This window comes from Azotobacter salinestris, from assembly GCF_009363155.1.
GTDB lineage: Bacteria > Pseudomonadota > Gammaproteobacteria > Pseudomonadales > Pseudomonadaceae > Azotobacter > Azotobacter salinestris.
This window is the reverse complement of the sequence record NZ_CP045302.1, coordinates 4,052,860-4,067,343: the sequence shown is the minus strand read 5'-3', so window position 1 is coordinate 4,067,343 and position 14,484 is coordinate 4,052,860. Positions and strand designations below refer to the sequence as shown.

Here is a 14,484-nt window from a genome sequence, read left to right as displayed (position 1 = left end):
CAGTATTAGAGCACAGGAAAAGTCCGTCCGCCTACCCCTGGACCGCTCCATTTCCGTGATGCCCGACACCTCCTTCGGACGTCTCGCCGGCAATCAGGCGGATCAGACCGGCCAGGGCAGCCTGCACCGTTCGTCGGCGCACTTCGCCACGATCGCCGGGAAACTGCCGACGCATCACGGACAAGCGCTCGCCATCGGCCCAGGCCAGCCAGACGGTGCCGACCGGCTTCTCCGGCGAGCCGCCATCGGGGCCGGCGACGCCGCTCACCGCCACGGCATAGCGAGCACCGCTGCGCGCCTGGGCACCGCGCGCCATGGCCTCGACCACCTCTCGGCTGACCGCACCGAAGTGCTCGAGCAAGTCGGTCGGCACACCCAGCTGGGCGCTCTTCTGACGGTCCGAATAGGTGACGTAGCCGGCCTCGAACCAGGCCGAACTGCCGGGAATGCGGGTGATCGCCTCGGCAATGCCGCCGCCGGTACAGGACTCGGCGGTACTCGCCTGCTCGCCGCGCGCGCGCAGACCCTCGCCGAGTTCGGCGGCGAGTCGGGTGATTTCGTCCATGGTGTTCTCCAAGCAGAATCGCAGCAGGACGATACCCTACTCCAATGCGGGCACGGGGCAAGCGCTCGGACGGTCGCAGCGGCCAGACCGCATCGCACAGCCGCCTGCCCGGCGGATTCCAGCGCACCACCCGCGCCCAAAGAGGCGAAACCGTGCTTGAATAGCCCCCCGCCCCACATGCCCGATCATTTCACAAGTTATTGATCCTGATGGATAAACCAGACCTCTCCGCACACACCCCGATGATGCAGCAATACTGGAAGCTCAAGCGCGAGCATCCGGACCAGCTGATGTTCTACCGCATGGGCGACTTCTACGAGCTGTTCTACGAGGACGCCAGGAAAGCCGCCAAGCTGCTCGACATCACCCTCACCGCCCGCGGCCAGTCGGCCGGCAAGTCGATTCCCATGGCCGGCATTCCCTTCCACTCGGTCGAGGGCTACCTGGCCAAGCTGGTCAAGCTCGGCGAGTCGGTGGCGATCTGCGAGCAGATCGGCGACCCGGCCACCACCAAGGGGCCGGTGGAGCGCCAGGTGGTGCGCATCATCACTCCCGGCACGGTCAGCGACGAGGCCCTGCTCGACGAGCGCCGCGACAACCTGCTGGCTGCGGTGCTCGGCGATGAGCGGCTGTTCGGCCTGGCAGTGCTGGACATCACCAGCGGGCGCTTCAGCGTGCAGGAAATCAAGGGCTGGGAGAATTTGCTGGCCGAACTGGAACGCCTCAACCCCGCGGAGCTGCTGTATCCCGACGACTGGCCGACCGGCTTGCCGCTGGAGAAGCGCCGCGGCGCGCACCGCCGCGCGCCCTGGGACTTCGATTGCGACAGTGCGTACAAGAGCCTCTGCCAACAGTTCGCCACTCAGGATCTGAAGGGATTCGGCTGCGACGGCCTGAGCCTGGCCATCGGCGCCGCCGGCTGTCTGCTGGCCTACGCCAGGGAAACCCAGCGCACCGCCCTGCCGCATCTGCGCAGCCTGCGCCACGAGCGCCTGGACGATACCGTGATCCTCGACGGCGCCAGCCGCCGCAACCTGGAGTTGGACGTCAATCTTGCCGGCGGACGCGACAATACCCTGCAGTCGGTGGTCGACCGCTGCCAGACGGCCATGGGCAGTCGCCTGCTCGGCCGCTGGCTGAACCGCCCGCTGCGCGACCGCGTCGTGCTGATGGCGCGCCAGGATGCCATCGCCTGCCTGCAGGAGAACTATCGCTTCGAGAGCCTGCAGCCGCAGCTCAAGGAGATCGGCGATGTGGAGCGGATCCTCGCCCGCATCGGCCTGCGCAACGCTCGCCCGCGCGACCTCGCCCGCCTGCGCGACGCCCTCGCCGCGCTGCCGCAGCTGCAGACGGCGCTGACCCCTCTGGAGGCGCCGCACCTGCAGACACTGGCCGGCAGCATCCGGACCTATCCGGAACTGGCCGAGCTGCTGGCACGCGCCATCATCGACAATCCGCCGGCGGTGATCCGCGACGGCGGCGTGCTCAAGCAGGGCTACGATGCCGAGCTGGACGAGCTGCTCTCGCTCAGCGAGAACGCCGGCCAGTTCCTCATGGACCTGGAGGCGCGGGAGAAGGCGCGAACCGGCCTGCCCAACCTCAAGGTCGGCTACAACCGCATCCACGGCTATTACATCGAACTGCCCCGGGTGCAGGCCGAGCAGGCACCAGCCGACTATATCCGCCGGCAGACCCTGAAGGGCGCCGAACGCTTCATCACCCCCGAACTCAAGGCCTTCGAGGACAAGGCCCTGTCGGCCAAGAGCCGCGCCCTGGCACGGGAAAAGGCGCTCTACGAGGAACTCCTGGAGACCCTCATCGCCCAGTTGGCGCCACTGCAGGAGACCGCAGCCGCCCTCGCCGAGCTGGATGTGCTGGCCAACCTCGCCGAACGGGCCTTGAACCTCGACTTCAATCGCCCGCGCTTCGTCGAGGAGCCCCGTCTGAACATCCGCCAGGGCCGCCACCCGGTGGTCGAGCAGGTGCTGGACACACCCTTCGTCGCCAACGACCTGGAACTCGACGACAGCACCCGGATGCTGATCATCACCGGGCCGAACATGGGCGGTAAATCCACCTACATGCGGCAAACCGCGCTGATCGTGCTGCTTGCCCACATCGGCAGCTTCGTCCCGGCGGCGAGCTGCGAGCTGTCGCTGGTGGACCGCATCTTCACCCGCATCGGCTCCAGCGACGACCTGGCCGGCGGACGCTCCACCTTCATGGTGGAGATGAGCGAGACCGCCAACATCCTGCACAATGCCAGCGAACGCAGCCTGGTGCTGATGGACGAGGTCGGCCGCGGCACCAGCACCTTCGACGGCCTGTCGCTGGCCTGGGCGGCGGCCGAACACCTGGCCGGGCTGCGCGCCTGGACCCTGTTCGCCACCCACTACTTCGAGCTGACCGCCTTGGCAGAGAGCCATCCCGTGGTAGCCAACGTGCACCTCTCGGCCACCGAGCACAACGAGCGCATCGTCTTCCTGCACCATGTGCTGCCGGGGCCGGCCAGCCAGAGCTACGGCCTGGCGGTCGCCCAGCTGGCCGGCGTGCCGGGTCCGGTGATCGCCCGCGCCCGCGAACACCTGGCGCGCCTGGAAACCACCAGCCTGCCCCACGAGGCACCGCGCCGCGAGGCGGGGAAACCGCAGCCGCCGATCCAGAACGATCTGTTTGCCAGCCTGCCGCATCCCCTGCTGGAGGAATTGGCATATCTCAAGCCGGACGATCTGAGCCCGCGCCAGGCGCTTGAACTGTTATACACCTGGAAAACGCGGCTCTAACGCATACCCGAGTAAACTGCTAGAATCGCGCGCTTTCAGGAGGCGCCGGAACCTTTAGCCTGAAGCCCGGCGCCCTTCACATACAAGCAGGGAGCCGGCTCGGCTCCACAGCTGCGCCTGAGGAGAACACAGGAATGGCCTTCGTCGTCACCGACAACTGCATCAAATGCAAGTACACCGATTGTGTTGAAGTCTGCCCGGTAGACTGTTTCTACGAAGGGCCGAACTTTCTGGTCATCCATCCGGACGAGTGCATCGATTGTGCGCTCTGCGAGCCCGAGTGCCCTGCCCAGGCCATCTTCTCCGAAGACGAAGTGCCCGAGGACATGCAGGAGTTCATCCAGCTGAACGCCGAGTTGGCGGAGGTCTGGCCGAACATCACCGAGAAGAAAGAGGCCCTGCCGGACGCCGAAGACTGGGATGGCGTGAAGGGCAAGCTGCAGCACCTGGAACGCTGAGCTGGCAAGAAACGAAAAGGGCCCGCCAATCGGCGGGCCCTTTTCGTTGGGGCAAGACGCTCAGAATCCAGTCCATTGTTCTTGAGGTGTGGCGGCAGCGCCTCCTGGCTTGGGAAGCGAACCCACCTTGCCGCTTCTGGCAGCAACAATCCGACCAGTCTCGCTGTGCCGCCGAGCGGCACGGGCGGCGAAGCGAGCCTCGCGGCTCACATGCTCCAGGCCCCGTCCGCCGAGCCTCAGCACCGAGATCACGTTGGACAGGTCGGCCACCTGGGTATCCAGGTTCGCGGCATTCCTGGCCGACTGCTGGACCAGTTCGGCGTTGCGCTGGGTGACTTCGTCCATCTGCGCGACCGCCTGGTTGACCAGCTCGATGCCGCGGGTCTGCTCATCCGAGGCTGCGGCAATCTCGTTCATGATGCCGTTGACCCTGAGCACCGCCTCGACCACCTGCTGGATGGCTGCTTCGGCCTTTGCGACATGCTGCTCGCCGGCATGAACCTCGCGACCCGACAGCTCGATCAGCGCCCGTACATCTTGCGCGGCAGCTGCGCTCCGGGTAGCGAGGTTGTGCACCTCGCTGGCGACCACCGCGAAACCACGCCCGTGCTCGCCGGCCCGGGCGGCCTCGACCGAGGCATTGAGGGCAAGAATGTTGGTCTGGAAGGCGATGCTGTCGATGACCTGGATGATTTCGGCGATCTTTGCGGAGCTGGTACTGATCCGCTCCATGCTCTGCACCACCGACTTCATCGCCGAGCCGGTGGCCTGCACCTCCGCGGCGGCACTATTGGACAAGGCGCTGGCTTGCCGCGCATTGGCTGCGTTCTGCTGCACGGTGGCGGTAATCTGCTCCATGCTCGAAGCAGTCTGCTGCAGGGCGCCCGCCTGTTGCTCGGTACGCCCGGACAGATCGACGTTGCCCTTGGCGATCGACTGGGTCGCCGGCTGAACCTCCCCCAGGCACTGATAGACGTCGGTGACGATATTGCTGAGGCTCTTGCGCATGATGATCAGCATGTCCATCAGCGTGCCGATCTCGCTGCTCGTCGGAGCTGGCGGCGTGGCCGCAAGATTGCCAGTGGCGATCTGCATGGAAAAATCCACGGCCTCCCGAAGCTGGCGCAGGAAGCCACGCATTACTGCCAGACCAGCCACCGACATCACCGAACCAACCAGCAGAAGCAACCCCAGCTGGGCCCAGAAAAGACTTTGCTGATGATCCTGCAGGGCCACCAAAAGCGTGGCTGAAGTACTGCCCTCCAAGTCTGCCTGGAGCTGCTGGATATAGCTGCCGGCCCGCTCGTATCCGAGATAACCAAGACCGATACAGATGGCGAGCAATACCAGATTCAGGCCGATCATGCCGCTCAGACAGACCTTGAAGGCACTCGTATTGAGGTGCCGGAACCATCCGGGAATCCCCGTTCGAACGATGGCTCCACGTTCGAGGCGGATGCCCCGGGTGTCGCCTGCACGAATCCGCGCGTAGACCCGCTCGGCTTCTGCCCGCTCCTGAGGACTGGCCTTGACGCGGACCGACGAATAGCCAAGCACCTTGCCGCTTTCGATGATTGGCGCCACATTGGCGCGAACCCAGTAGAAATCTCCATTCTTGCGACGGTTTTTGACCAGTCCCGTCCAGACCTCTCCGTGCTGGAGGGTTTCCCAGAGATTGGCGAAGGCCTCTCCAGGCATGTCCGGGTGACGTACCAGACTATGGGGTGCACCGATCAACTCCTCTCGGCTGTAGCCGCTGGCCTCGATGAAGCCGGGTGCGGCGTAGGTGATGCGTCCATTCAGGTCAGTCCTGGAGAGCAGGTTCTGATCGTCCCTCAACTCGTATTCATGCTGGGTAACAAGACAACTGGACTTCATGTCGACTACCTTGGATATGCATGCAGGGAGTGGAGCGCCATGGAGAGGCAGCGGTCAGGTATGGGCTGCCATAGGGGAGAACTCTAAATTAGGATTTTGCAAGAAATGAGCCACATTTTGCAGAGCCCGATTTTCCGGGACAGCACAAAAAATGCAGGCTTTCCGACAAAATTTCCAGGGCACATTGATAGCTTTACGCCATTAAAGCGTACCGGGAAACACCAATCGGAAGCGCTTCGACCTATTGCGTCCCCCGCACAGAAGCACCATTGGTATGGAGCAAGGGCGCTTGGCCGGTCAGCCGCGATCGAGGCATGCTCACTCTCTCGTGAACCATGCCCCCATAGAGCGAAAAGCAGGCCGGATGATGCAGAGGAGCACGGAGAAGCCGGCTCCTGTCCTTTGGGCTCGAAAGGCAGGCGAGTGATTGGCCGACAAGCTTTCCGCCAATCGTTCTGGAGCGATCAAAGTCTGCCGCAGAAAATGAAAAAGGGCGGAAGCCACACTTCCACCCTTTCGAGTCCGTACGGATCACGAGCTGCAAGCCGCTCAATTGCTCTTACAGCAGTACACAGGCGCTACATATTGGCTTGCACCTGCGAGACTCGCACACCAACTAGCCGGCTAGCCGGGGCCTTTCCGGCTAGTCATATGTGCGATTGCTTTGCTATCTGATTTTTCTCCAGCGAAGCCCTCACTGGAACAGCGCATCGCTGGAAAGGCCATTCTTCTCGAGAATCTCCCGCAGGCGCTTGAGCGCTTCGACCTGGATTTGACGTACCCGCTCGCGGGTCAGACCGATCTCCTGGCCCACCTCCTCCAGCGTACAGCTCTCGTGACCGCGCAGACCGAAGCGGCGCACCACCACTTCCCGCTGCTTCTCGGTCAGATCGAACAACCACTGGTCTATGCTCTGCGACAAATCATCGTCCTGCAGCAGATCGCAAGGATCGGAGGGACGATCATCGGTCAGCACGTCGAGCAGGGTCTTGTCCGAGTCCGGGCCCAGCGAGACATCGACGGAGGTGACTCGCTCGTTGAGTCCGAGCATGCGCTTGACCTCGGCGACCGGCTTCTCCAGCAGGTTGGCGATCTCCTCGGCCGAAGGCTCGTGATCGAGCTTCTGGGTCAGCTCGCGCGCCGCCCTCAGATAGACGTTGAGCTCCTTGACCACATGGATCGGCAGACGGATGGTCCGGGTCTGGTTCATGATGGCCCGTTCGATGGTCTGGCGAATCCACCAGGTAGCGTAGGTCGAGAAACGGAAGCCGCGTTCCGGGTCGAACTTTTCCACCGCCCTGATCAGGCCCAGATTGCCCTCCTCGATCAGATCGAGCAGCGACAGACCGCGGTTGACATAGCGGCGGGCGATCTTGACCACCAGTCGCAGGTTGCTTTCGATCATCCGCTTGCGGCCAGCCGGGTCGCCCCGCTGCGCCAGCCGTGCGAAATGCACCTCTTCCGCCGGCGTCAGCAGCGGCGAGAAGCCGATTTCATTGAGGTAGAGCTGGGTCGCATCCAGCGCCCTACTGTAGTCGATGTATTTGTGCTGCTTCAGGTTCGCCTGCTTGGATTTCGCGACAGGAAGGTCCGGCTCTTCGTCCAGGACATCCTCCAGCACGATATCGGCATCCATCAGGAGCACATCATCGTCCACATCAAACTCCGGCGCTTCTTTTGCTTTTATATTGAGAGCCATCGTTGCTGTCCCCTGCTATGTTCAACAACAAGCTCCGGCGCCACCATCCCATGGCGGATACCTGAGCCCTTATTTCTGACTGGAACGGGCTGCGACGGTTCAGCGCGAAGGTAGATATTGCAGAGGATTCACTGGTTTTCCCTGGCGGCGAATCTCGAAATGGAGCTTCACCCGATCAGTGCCCGTCGATCCCATCTCGGCAATAACCTGCCCCGCCTTGACCTGTTGTCCTTCCCGAACCAGCAGCCTGCGGTTATGGCCGTAGGCACTGACGTAAATGTCGCTATGCTTGATGATGATCAGCTCGCCGTAGCCCCGCAAACCACCTCCGGCGTACACAACCGATCCATCAGACGCAGCCAGAACAGGCTGGCCCAATTGACCGCCGATATCAATGCCTTTATTCAAACTGCCGTTTGAGGAAAAGCGTCCCACCAAAGGCCCCTCGGCCGGCCAGGCCCAGCCCGAGGGCGATCGGGCAGGCGCCGCCGGCTGCGCGACAGGCGCCGTTGGCGCAGGTTTCGGCTGGACTTTCTCGGGAGCCGGCCTGACCTGAGGCGCCGCCATGGCAGGCGGGCTCGTCGGGGAGGCGACTGGAGCCCTGGCCGCTGCCGGAACCGGAGCCGGAGCCGGCTGCCGAACGACCGGCGAGGCGCCGGTCTGCTGCACCGGCCCCAGCTGAATTTTCTGGCCCGGATGGATCATATAGGGTGCGGCGATGCCATTGCGGGCGGCCAGCTCCCGCCAGTCCCAGCCATAGCGCATGGCGATGGATGAGATCGACTCGCCACGACTGACCACATGGTGACCGCTGGTGACGCGCGGAACCTCCTGGCGCTCCACCACCTGCACGTTATCCCGGGAGGAGTTGGCACAACCGGCCAACAGCAGGGTGAAGGCGACCCCTCCCAGCGCAAGCCGGGAAATACGACCGCCAATCCGAAATTGAAGAACTCTGAAACGCACCCGTGCATCCCCTTTCGATGACGTGACTCTGGAATTCAGACGAGCCCTGGCTACTCGGCCGCATTGCCTGCCGGCTGGCGGCGCCCTGCCAGCGACTCGAGGAACAGCACCAGTCCGATACCGGACAGGGCCAGGACAATGGCGAGCAACAGCTGCGGATCCTGCCCGCTGACGGCAGCGAAGTCGGTCGGCAGCAGGTTTTCCTGCAGTATCGCCACAGGCTTCCCATGACTGCCGGTCTGCCAAGCCAGCGTCTGCTTCCAGGGCCAGACCTTGTTCAGCGAACCGATCATCAGGCCGGTGAGAAAGGTCAGGGTCAGGTTGCGTATGTTGTCCAGCATCCAGCTCAGCAGACGGGCGAAGCTGAGCAGGCCGCAGGCACAGCCGGCGGCGAACACCAGCAGCACGGACAGATCGAACCCCTTGACCGCATCGAGCACGAAGCCATACAGCCCCATCAGCACCAGCAGGAAGCTGCCGGAAATCCCCGGCAGGATCATCGCGCAGATGGCGATGGCGCCGGCAAAGAACAGGCTCAGCGGGTCGTGTCCCCATTGCATCGGCGCCGACACGGTGATCCACCAGGCGAGCGATGCGCCCACCACGAGGCTCAGCCAGCTCGGCCAGCTCCAGCGGCTGATCTCGCGCCCGACCAGCCAGCTCGACACCAGGATCAGGCCGAAGAAGAACGACCAGAGCGGGATCGGCTGATGCTCCAGCAGCCAGGTGATCAAGCGCGCCAGGCTGAACACACTGCCCAGGATGCCGCTCAGCAGGATCAGCAGGAAGGTCGCATTGGCACGCTGCCAGGCCTCCGCGACACGCCCGCGCAACAGCAGCGGCAGCGCGTCGGGCAGACGACCGATGGAGTGCAGCAATTCATCATAGATACCGGTGATGAAGGCGACGGTACCACCGGAGACGCCGGGTACGACGTCGGCCGCCCCCATGGCGGCGCCTTTCAGGAAAAGCAGCAGAGAAGCTTTCACGGAGTCCATCCGAACGGTCAGAACAAGGAGCCTTGGAGCAAGGGCACGAACCGCACGGTCTCCAGTACATGGCGGCGAAAGCTGCCATCGGACTCGCGCACGATCAGCAACAGCTGCTGTTCGTCGCCGATGCCGACCGGAATCACCAGACGCCCGCCGGGAGCCAGCTGCTCCAGCAATGCCGGAGGGACATCCGAAGCGGCGGCAGTGACCATGATGCCATTGTAGGTTGCCAGCGCCGGCCAGCCCTCCCAGCCATCGCCCCAGCGAAAGACCACATTGCGCAGCCCGAGTTCGAGCAGCCGCGCCTTGGCACGCTCCTGCAGCGTCTGGATCCGCTCGACGGAGAACACCCGCTCCACCAGTTGCGCCAGTACCGCGGTCTGGTAACCGGAACCGGTGCCGATCTCCAGCACCTTGTCGAGCGAGCCGCCGGCAAGCAGCAGCTCGGTCATGCGACCGACCATGTAAGGCTGGGAAATCGTCTGGTTGTGGCCGATCGGCAGAGCGGTGTCCTCGTAGGCCCGATGCGCCAGGGCCTCGTCGACGAACAGATGGCGTGGTGTGCGGCGGATCACTTCGAGCACCGCGGCACTGGACAGCCCCTCCTCGCAGAGACGCTGGATCAGCCGTTCGCGGGTACGCTGCGAAGTCATGCCGATGCCGCTGTGCAGCAGGTCTTCAGGCCGGCGGCGCATCAGAGCAAGTCCTCCAGCCAGCTGTCGAGGCCGGCGAAGGCCTCGTGGAAGGTGCGGTCGAGCTGTAGCGGAGTGATGGATACATAGCCCTGCATCACGGCATGGAAATCAGTTCCCGGCCCACCATCTTCGACATCGCCGGCCACCGAGATCCAGTAGCCTTCCCTGCCGCGTGGATTGACCACCTTGACCGGTGCCTTGGCCCGGGCCCGGTGACCGAGGCGGCACAGGCGGATGCCGCGGATATGGTCCAAGGGCAGGTTGGGAACGTTCACGCTGAGCACGGTACGGGGCGGCAGCTTGAGCTGCTCATGATGCTCGACCAGGATGCGGGCGATGTGCCCGGCCGTGGGCAGGTTGTCCGGCTCACGCGATAGCAGCGAGAAGGCGAAGGCCGGCCGGTTGCAGAAGCGTCCCTCGATGGCCGCAGCCACGGTCCCCGAATAGAGCACGTCGTCCCCCAGATTGGCGCCCAGGTTGATGCCGGACACCACCATATCCGGGACCGGGTCCAGCAGGCCGTTGAGTCCCAGGTGGACGCAGTCGGTGGGGGTTCCGTCGAGGGCAATGAAGCCACTCGGCAGCGGCTGCGGGTGCAGCGGCCGGTCCAGGGTCAGCGAACTGCTGACGCCACTCATGTCCTTGATGGGGGCGACGACCACACACTCGGCCATGTCGGCCAGGGCGTCGTGAAGCGCGGCTATGCCGGGAGCATAAACCCCGTCGTCGTTGGCGATCAGAATACGCATGAAGTGTCCATTGGGCCCGCCGGCAACAGATCGACGAGCTCGCGAACCACAACAGTGGCGAAGCAGCCGGCCGGCAGGGCGAATTCCAGTTGCAAGATGTCGGTAGTGGGATAATGCCACGCCAGCCGGTCGATGGGGAGGCGCAGGATGCGCCGTTCGTGCACCAGGCCTGCATCTCCCAGCCAGTCGCACAACGGCGCCTCGCGCCGGCCGACGGCTTCCTCCAGCGCCTTGGCAGCCGCGCCGGCCGGAGAGTCGCCCGCGCCCCAGAGCGGTCCGGTGGGATGCAGGTCGAGCAGCGCCAGGCGCGGGTCCGCGCATTCGGCCTCTCCCGCCAGAAAGAAGCTGCGGCTGTCGGTGAAGGCCAGCAGGTCCCCCGGCTGCGCCCGGTTCCAGTTGCCTGCTGCGACCCGCTCGGCCAGCACCTGGTTGAACAGGTAGCTGCGTGCCGCCGAGAGCAGCCGCGAGCGCAGGTTGCGCTGGCCCGGCAGCTCCCGCTGCGCGGCGAAGGCCCGGGCCGCGGCGAGATTGCCACCATCGTGGCCGAAGCGCTGCAGGCCGAAGTAGTTGGGCACCCCCTCGCGGCCAAGCCGCTCCAAACGCGCATCCAGCGCCGGGCGATCGGCGGCGAGACTGGTTAGCCGCAGGGTGAAGCCGTTGGCCGCATGGGCGCCGCGCTGCAGCTTCCGCAAGTGGCGGATGCGCTCGAGGATGCGCAGGTCGTCGCCTTCCGCAGCAGCGAGATCGGGATCGGCCTTGCCCGGCAGGTGCAGGCTGAACCACTGGCGGGTCAGTGCCTGACGATCCTTCAGGCCGGCATAGCTGACTGCCTTCAGCGGCACTCCGGCGGCACGGGCCAGACGCCTTGCTGCCTCCTCGGTGTTCAACCCGCGCTTCTCCACCCATAGCCAGAGATGCTCGCCCTGCCCGCTCAGCGGGATATCCAGCACCTCGTCGACCTGGAAGTCCTCTGCACAGGCCTTGAGCAGCGCCTGGCCGCAGGCTTCGCCATACGCCCTGGGACCGAGCAGTTCGAGTTCGCTCATAGCGGCAGCAGCAGGGCCACCGCATGCACGGCGATACCCTCCTCGCGGCCGGTGAAACCGAGTTTCTCGGTGGTGGTGGCCTTGACGTTGACCTGCTCCACACTCACCTGCAGGTCCTCGGCGATCAGCAGGCGCATCTGTTCGATATGCGGAGCCATCTTCGGCGCCTGGGCGACGATGGTGGCGTCGACGTTGCCGACCCGCCAGTCCTTTTCCCGTACCAGCGCCACGACGTGGCGCAGCAGCACGCGGCTGTCGGCTCCCTTGAACTGCGGGTCGTTGTCCGGAAAGTGCCGGCCGATATCGCCCAGCGCTGCGGCGCCGAGCAGCGCGTCACAGAGCGCATGCAGCAGCACATCGCCGTCGGAATGGGCGAGCAGCCCGAAACGGTGGAGAATTCGTACCCCGCCGAGGGTGACGAAATCTCCCTCGGCGAAGCGGTGCACGTCATAGCCGTGGCCGATACGCATGATAAGAACGCCCTGAGAAGTCGGGCCGCGATTCTACAGGACTTGCGCCCGGCAAAAGCCTGCCTGTGCCTACAGATTCAGCTCAGTGGCATGATGACGCAGATGGTCATCGATGAAGCTGGCGATGAAGTAGTAGCTGTGGTCGTAGCCGGGTTGCAGACGCACGGTCAGGGGATAGCCAGCGGTGGCCGCCGCAGCCTGCAGGGCCTCGGGCCTGAGCTGGTCGGCGAGAAAGCCGTCGGCATCGCCCTGGTCGACCAGGATCGGCAGACGCTCCCGAGCCTCGGCGAGCAGTGCGCAGGCATCCCAGCTCTTCCAAGTTTTGCGGTCTGCGCCCAGATAGCGGCTGAAGGCCTTCTCGCCCCAAGGGCAGTTGATCGGGTTGGCGATCGGCGCGAAGGCCGACAGCGAGCGGTAGCGCCCCGGATTGCGCAGGGCGCAGACCAGCGCGCCATGGCCGCCCATGGAGTGTCCGCTGATGCCCCGCCGATCGCTCACCGGAAAGCCGGCTTCGACCAGGGCCGGCAGCTCATGCACCACGTAGTCGTGCATGCGGTAATGCTGCGCCCAGGGCTCCTGGCTGGCATTCAGGTAGAAGCCGGCGCCATGGCCGAAGTCCCAGGCGCCGTCCGGATCGCCCGGCACATCGGCACCGCGCGGGCTGGTGTCCGGTGCGACCAGCACCAGGCCGAGCTCGGCGGCGAGCCGATGCGCACCGGCCTTCTGCATGAAATTCTCGTCGGTGCAGGTCAGTCCCGACAGCCAGTAGAGCACCGGCAGCAGGCCGCCCTGCCCTGCCTGCGGCGGCAGGTAGACGGCGAACACCATGTCGCACTGCAGGGTGTCGGAGCGGTGACGGTAGCGGTTGTGCCGGCCGCCGAAGCTTTTCTGGCTGGAGAGCAATTCGAGAGTCATGGATGCTCCTGAGCAGTATCCCGGAATGGAGCGTCCACGCCGGAGCGTGGACGAGGTCACGAGGCCTGCAGCCGTCCCCTTCAGAAGTGAATGACGGTACGGATGCTCTTGCCCTCGTGCATCAGGTCGAAAGCCTTGTTGATATCCTCCAGGCCCATGGTGTGGGTGATGAAGGTGTCCAGCGGGATTTCGCCCTTCTGCGCCTTTTCCACATAGCTCGGCAGCTCGGTGCGCCCCTTCACGCCGCCGAAGGCGCTGCCGCGCCAGACCCGCCCGGTGACCAGCTGGAACGGCCGGGTGCTGATCTCCTGGCCGGCGCCGGCCACGCCGATGATGGTCGACTCGCCCCAGCCCTTGTGGCAGCACTCCAGCGCCGCACGCATCAGTTGCACGTTGCCGACGCACTCGAAGCTGTAGTCCACGCCACCGTCGGTCATCTCGACGATGACCTCCTGGATCGGCTTCGCGTGTTCCTTCGGGTTGACGAAGTCGGTGGCGCCCAGCTGCCTGGCGACTTCGAACTTGGCCGGGTTGATGTCGATGCCGATGATCCGCAAAGCCTTGGCCATCTTCGCGCCGATGATCGCCGCCAGACCGATGCCGCCCAGGCCGAAGATGGCCACGGTGGAGCCCTCGGTGGCCTTGGCGGTGTTGAGCACCGCACCGATGCCGGTGGTCACGCCGCAGCCGAGCAGGCAGACCTTCTCCAGCGGCGCGTCCTTGGGGATCCTGGCCAGGGAGATTTCCGGCAACACAGTGTACTCGGAGAAAGTCGAGCACCCCATGTAGTGGTAGATCGGCTGGCCCTGGTAGCTGAACCGGGTGGTGCCATCCGGCATCAGGCCCTTGCCCTGGGTGGCGCGCACCGCCTGGCACAGGTTGGTCTTGCCGGATTTGCAGAACTTGCACTCGCGGCACTCGGCGGTATACAGCGGTATCACGTGGTCGCCCACCTGCAGGGAGGTGACGCCTTCGCCCACAGCCTCGACGATACCGCCGCCCTCGTGACCCAGGATGCACGGAAACACGCCTTCGGAGTCCTGGCCCGACAGGGTATAGGCATCGGTATGGCAGACCCCGGAGGCGACAATGCGCACCAGCACCTCGCCCTTCTTCGGCGGCTCCACATCCACTTCGACGACTTGCAGCGGCTGGTTCGGGCCGAAAGCGACGGCGGCACGGGATTTGATGGTCATGACAGGCAATCTCGATGCGTTGGAAAAGCAGAAGTCTAATTCAAGGGTCGGAGAGGATGACCGGTCATCGGG

Annotated in this window: 13 protein-coding genes; 2 read left to right on the top strand and 11 right to left on the bottom strand. The window is 64.6% G+C overall.

Translation table 11 applies throughout. The features are described 5' to 3' along the window. Nucleotides 1–31 precede the first annotated feature (31 nt). The gene (locus GCU53_RS19035) at nucleotides 32–565 is read right to left on the bottom strand and encodes a CinA family protein (protein WP_152388996.1); all 534 of its coding nucleotides are present in this window, start codon (nucleotides 563–565) and stop codon (nucleotides 32–34) included. A gap of 209 nt (nucleotides 566–774) precedes the next feature. Here GCU53_RS19035 and mutS point away from each other — a divergent pair, with 209 nt between their 5' ends. Together mutS and fdxA are read left to right on the top strand one after the other, a co-directional pair. Further along, a complete protein-coding gene (gene mutS / locus GCU53_RS19030; RefSeq protein WP_152388995.1) occupies nucleotides 775–3,348 on the top strand; it encodes a DNA mismatch repair protein MutS in 2,574 nt (857 codons plus the stop codon). A 134-nt stretch (nucleotides 3,349–3,482) separates the two neighbouring features. After that, nucleotides 3,483–3,806 carry a ferredoxin FdxA gene (gene fdxA / locus GCU53_RS19025; protein ID WP_152388994.1) on the top strand — a complete coding sequence of 108 codons (324 nt, stop codon included), beginning with the start codon at nucleotides 3,483–3,485 and terminating at the stop codon, nucleotides 3,804–3,806. Between the two features lie 60 nt (nucleotides 3,807–3,866). Here the strand turns inward: fdxA and GCU53_RS26245 are convergent, their stop codons facing one another. The 10 genes from GCU53_RS26245 to GCU53_RS18975 form a co-directional block, all read right to left on the bottom strand. Continuing rightward, on the bottom strand, nucleotides 3,867–5,684 hold the full coding sequence (locus tag GCU53_RS26245) for a methyl-accepting chemotaxis protein (protein WP_152388993.1): 1,818 nt from the start codon (nucleotides 5,682–5,684) through the stop codon (nucleotides 3,867–3,869). 694 nt (nucleotides 5,685–6,378) lie between these two features. Continuing rightward, nucleotides 6,379–7,383 carry an RNA polymerase sigma factor RpoS gene (gene rpoS, locus GCU53_RS19015; RefSeq protein ID WP_152388992.1) on the bottom strand — a complete coding sequence of 335 codons (1,005 nt, stop codon included), beginning with the start codon at nucleotides 7,381–7,383 and terminating at the stop codon, nucleotides 6,379–6,381. 99 nt (nucleotides 7,384–7,482) lie between these two features. After that, nucleotides 7,483–8,349, bottom strand: coding sequence for a peptidoglycan DD-metalloendopeptidase family protein (locus GCU53_RS19010; RefSeq protein WP_152388991.1), 867 nt, complete (start codon nucleotides 8,347–8,349; stop codon nucleotides 7,483–7,485). A gap of 50 nt (nucleotides 8,350–8,399) precedes the next feature. Next, nucleotides 8,400–9,338, bottom strand: coding sequence for a polyprenyl-phosphate transporter (locus tag GCU53_RS19005; RefSeq protein ID WP_152388990.1), 939 nt, complete (start codon nucleotides 9,336–9,338; stop codon nucleotides 8,400–8,402). A gap of 17 nt (nucleotides 9,339–9,355) precedes the next feature. Next, nucleotides 9,356–10,036 (bottom strand): protein-L-isoaspartate(D-aspartate) O-methyltransferase, encoded by a 681-nt coding sequence (locus tag GCU53_RS19000; protein WP_152388989.1) that lies wholly within the window; start codon nucleotides 10,034–10,036, stop codon nucleotides 9,356–9,358. Further along, nucleotides 10,036–10,785, bottom strand: coding sequence for a 5'/3'-nucleotidase SurE (gene surE / locus GCU53_RS18995; protein WP_152388988.1), 750 nt, complete (start codon nucleotides 10,783–10,785; stop codon nucleotides 10,036–10,038). The genes GCU53_RS19000 and surE overlap by 1 nt, the downstream gene beginning before the upstream one ends. Then, nucleotides 10,773–11,831, bottom strand: coding sequence for a tRNA pseudouridine(13) synthase TruD (gene truD, locus GCU53_RS18990; RefSeq protein WP_152388987.1), 1,059 nt, complete (start codon nucleotides 11,829–11,831; stop codon nucleotides 10,773–10,775). Before truD ends, surE begins: the two co-directional genes overlap by 13 nt. Further along, the gene (ispF, locus tag GCU53_RS18985; RefSeq protein WP_152388986.1) at nucleotides 11,828–12,301 is read right to left on the bottom strand and encodes a 2-C-methyl-D-erythritol 2,4-cyclodiphosphate synthase; all 474 of its coding nucleotides are present in this window, start codon (nucleotides 12,299–12,301) and stop codon (nucleotides 11,828–11,830) included. Before ispF ends, truD begins: the two co-directional genes overlap by 4 nt. 69 nt (nucleotides 12,302–12,370) lie before the next feature. After that, a complete protein-coding gene (fghA, locus tag GCU53_RS18980; RefSeq protein ID WP_152388985.1) occupies nucleotides 12,371–13,216 on the bottom strand; it encodes an S-formylglutathione hydrolase in 846 nt (281 codons plus the stop codon). Between the two features lie 80 nt (nucleotides 13,217–13,296). Further along, nucleotides 13,297–14,412: an S-(hydroxymethyl)glutathione dehydrogenase/class III alcohol dehydrogenase gene (locus GCU53_RS18975; RefSeq protein WP_152388984.1), complete on the bottom strand. Its 1,116-nt coding sequence runs from the start codon at nucleotides 14,410–14,412 to the stop codon at nucleotides 13,297–13,299. Nucleotides 14,413–14,484: the final 72 nt, after the last annotated feature.

Coding starts and splice junctions, on each gene's coding strand:
- GCU53_RS18975 (WP_152388984.1), bottom strand. CDS start 14,412: ATGACCATCAAATCCCGTGCCGCCGTCGCTTTCGGCCCGAACCAGCCG.
- rpoS (WP_152388992.1), bottom strand. CDS start 7,383: ATGGCTCTCAATATAAAAGCAAAAGAAGCGCCGGAGTTTGATGTGGAC.
- fghA (WP_152388985.1), bottom strand. CDS start 13,216: ATGACTCTCGAATTGCTCTCCAGCCAGAAAAGCTTCGGCGGCCGGCAC.
- GCU53_RS19000 (WP_152388989.1), bottom strand. CDS start 10,036: ATGCGCCGCCGGCCTGAAGACCTGCTGCACAGCGGCATCGGCATGACT.
- fdxA (WP_152388994.1), top strand. CDS start 3,483: ATGGCCTTCGTCGTCACCGACAACTGCATCAAATGCAAGTACACCGAT.
- truD (WP_152388987.1), bottom strand. CDS start 11,831: ATGAGCGAACTCGAACTGCTCGGTCCCAGGGCGTATGGCGAAGCCTGC.
- GCU53_RS19035 (WP_152388996.1), bottom strand. CDS start 565: ATGGACGAAATCACCCGACTCGCCGCCGAACTCGGCGAGGGTCTGCGC.
- mutS (WP_152388995.1), top strand. CDS start 775: ATGGATAAACCAGACCTCTCCGCACACACCCCGATGATGCAGCAATAC.
- GCU53_RS26245 (WP_152388993.1), bottom strand. CDS start 5,684: ATGAAGTCCAGTTGTCTTGTTACCCAGCATGAATACGAGTTGAGGGAC.
- ispF (WP_152388986.1), bottom strand. CDS start 12,301: ATGCGTATCGGCCACGGCTATGACGTGCACCGCTTCGCCGAGGGAGAT.
- surE (WP_152388988.1), bottom strand. CDS start 10,785: ATGCGTATTCTGATCGCCAACGACGACGGGGTTTATGCTCCCGGCATA.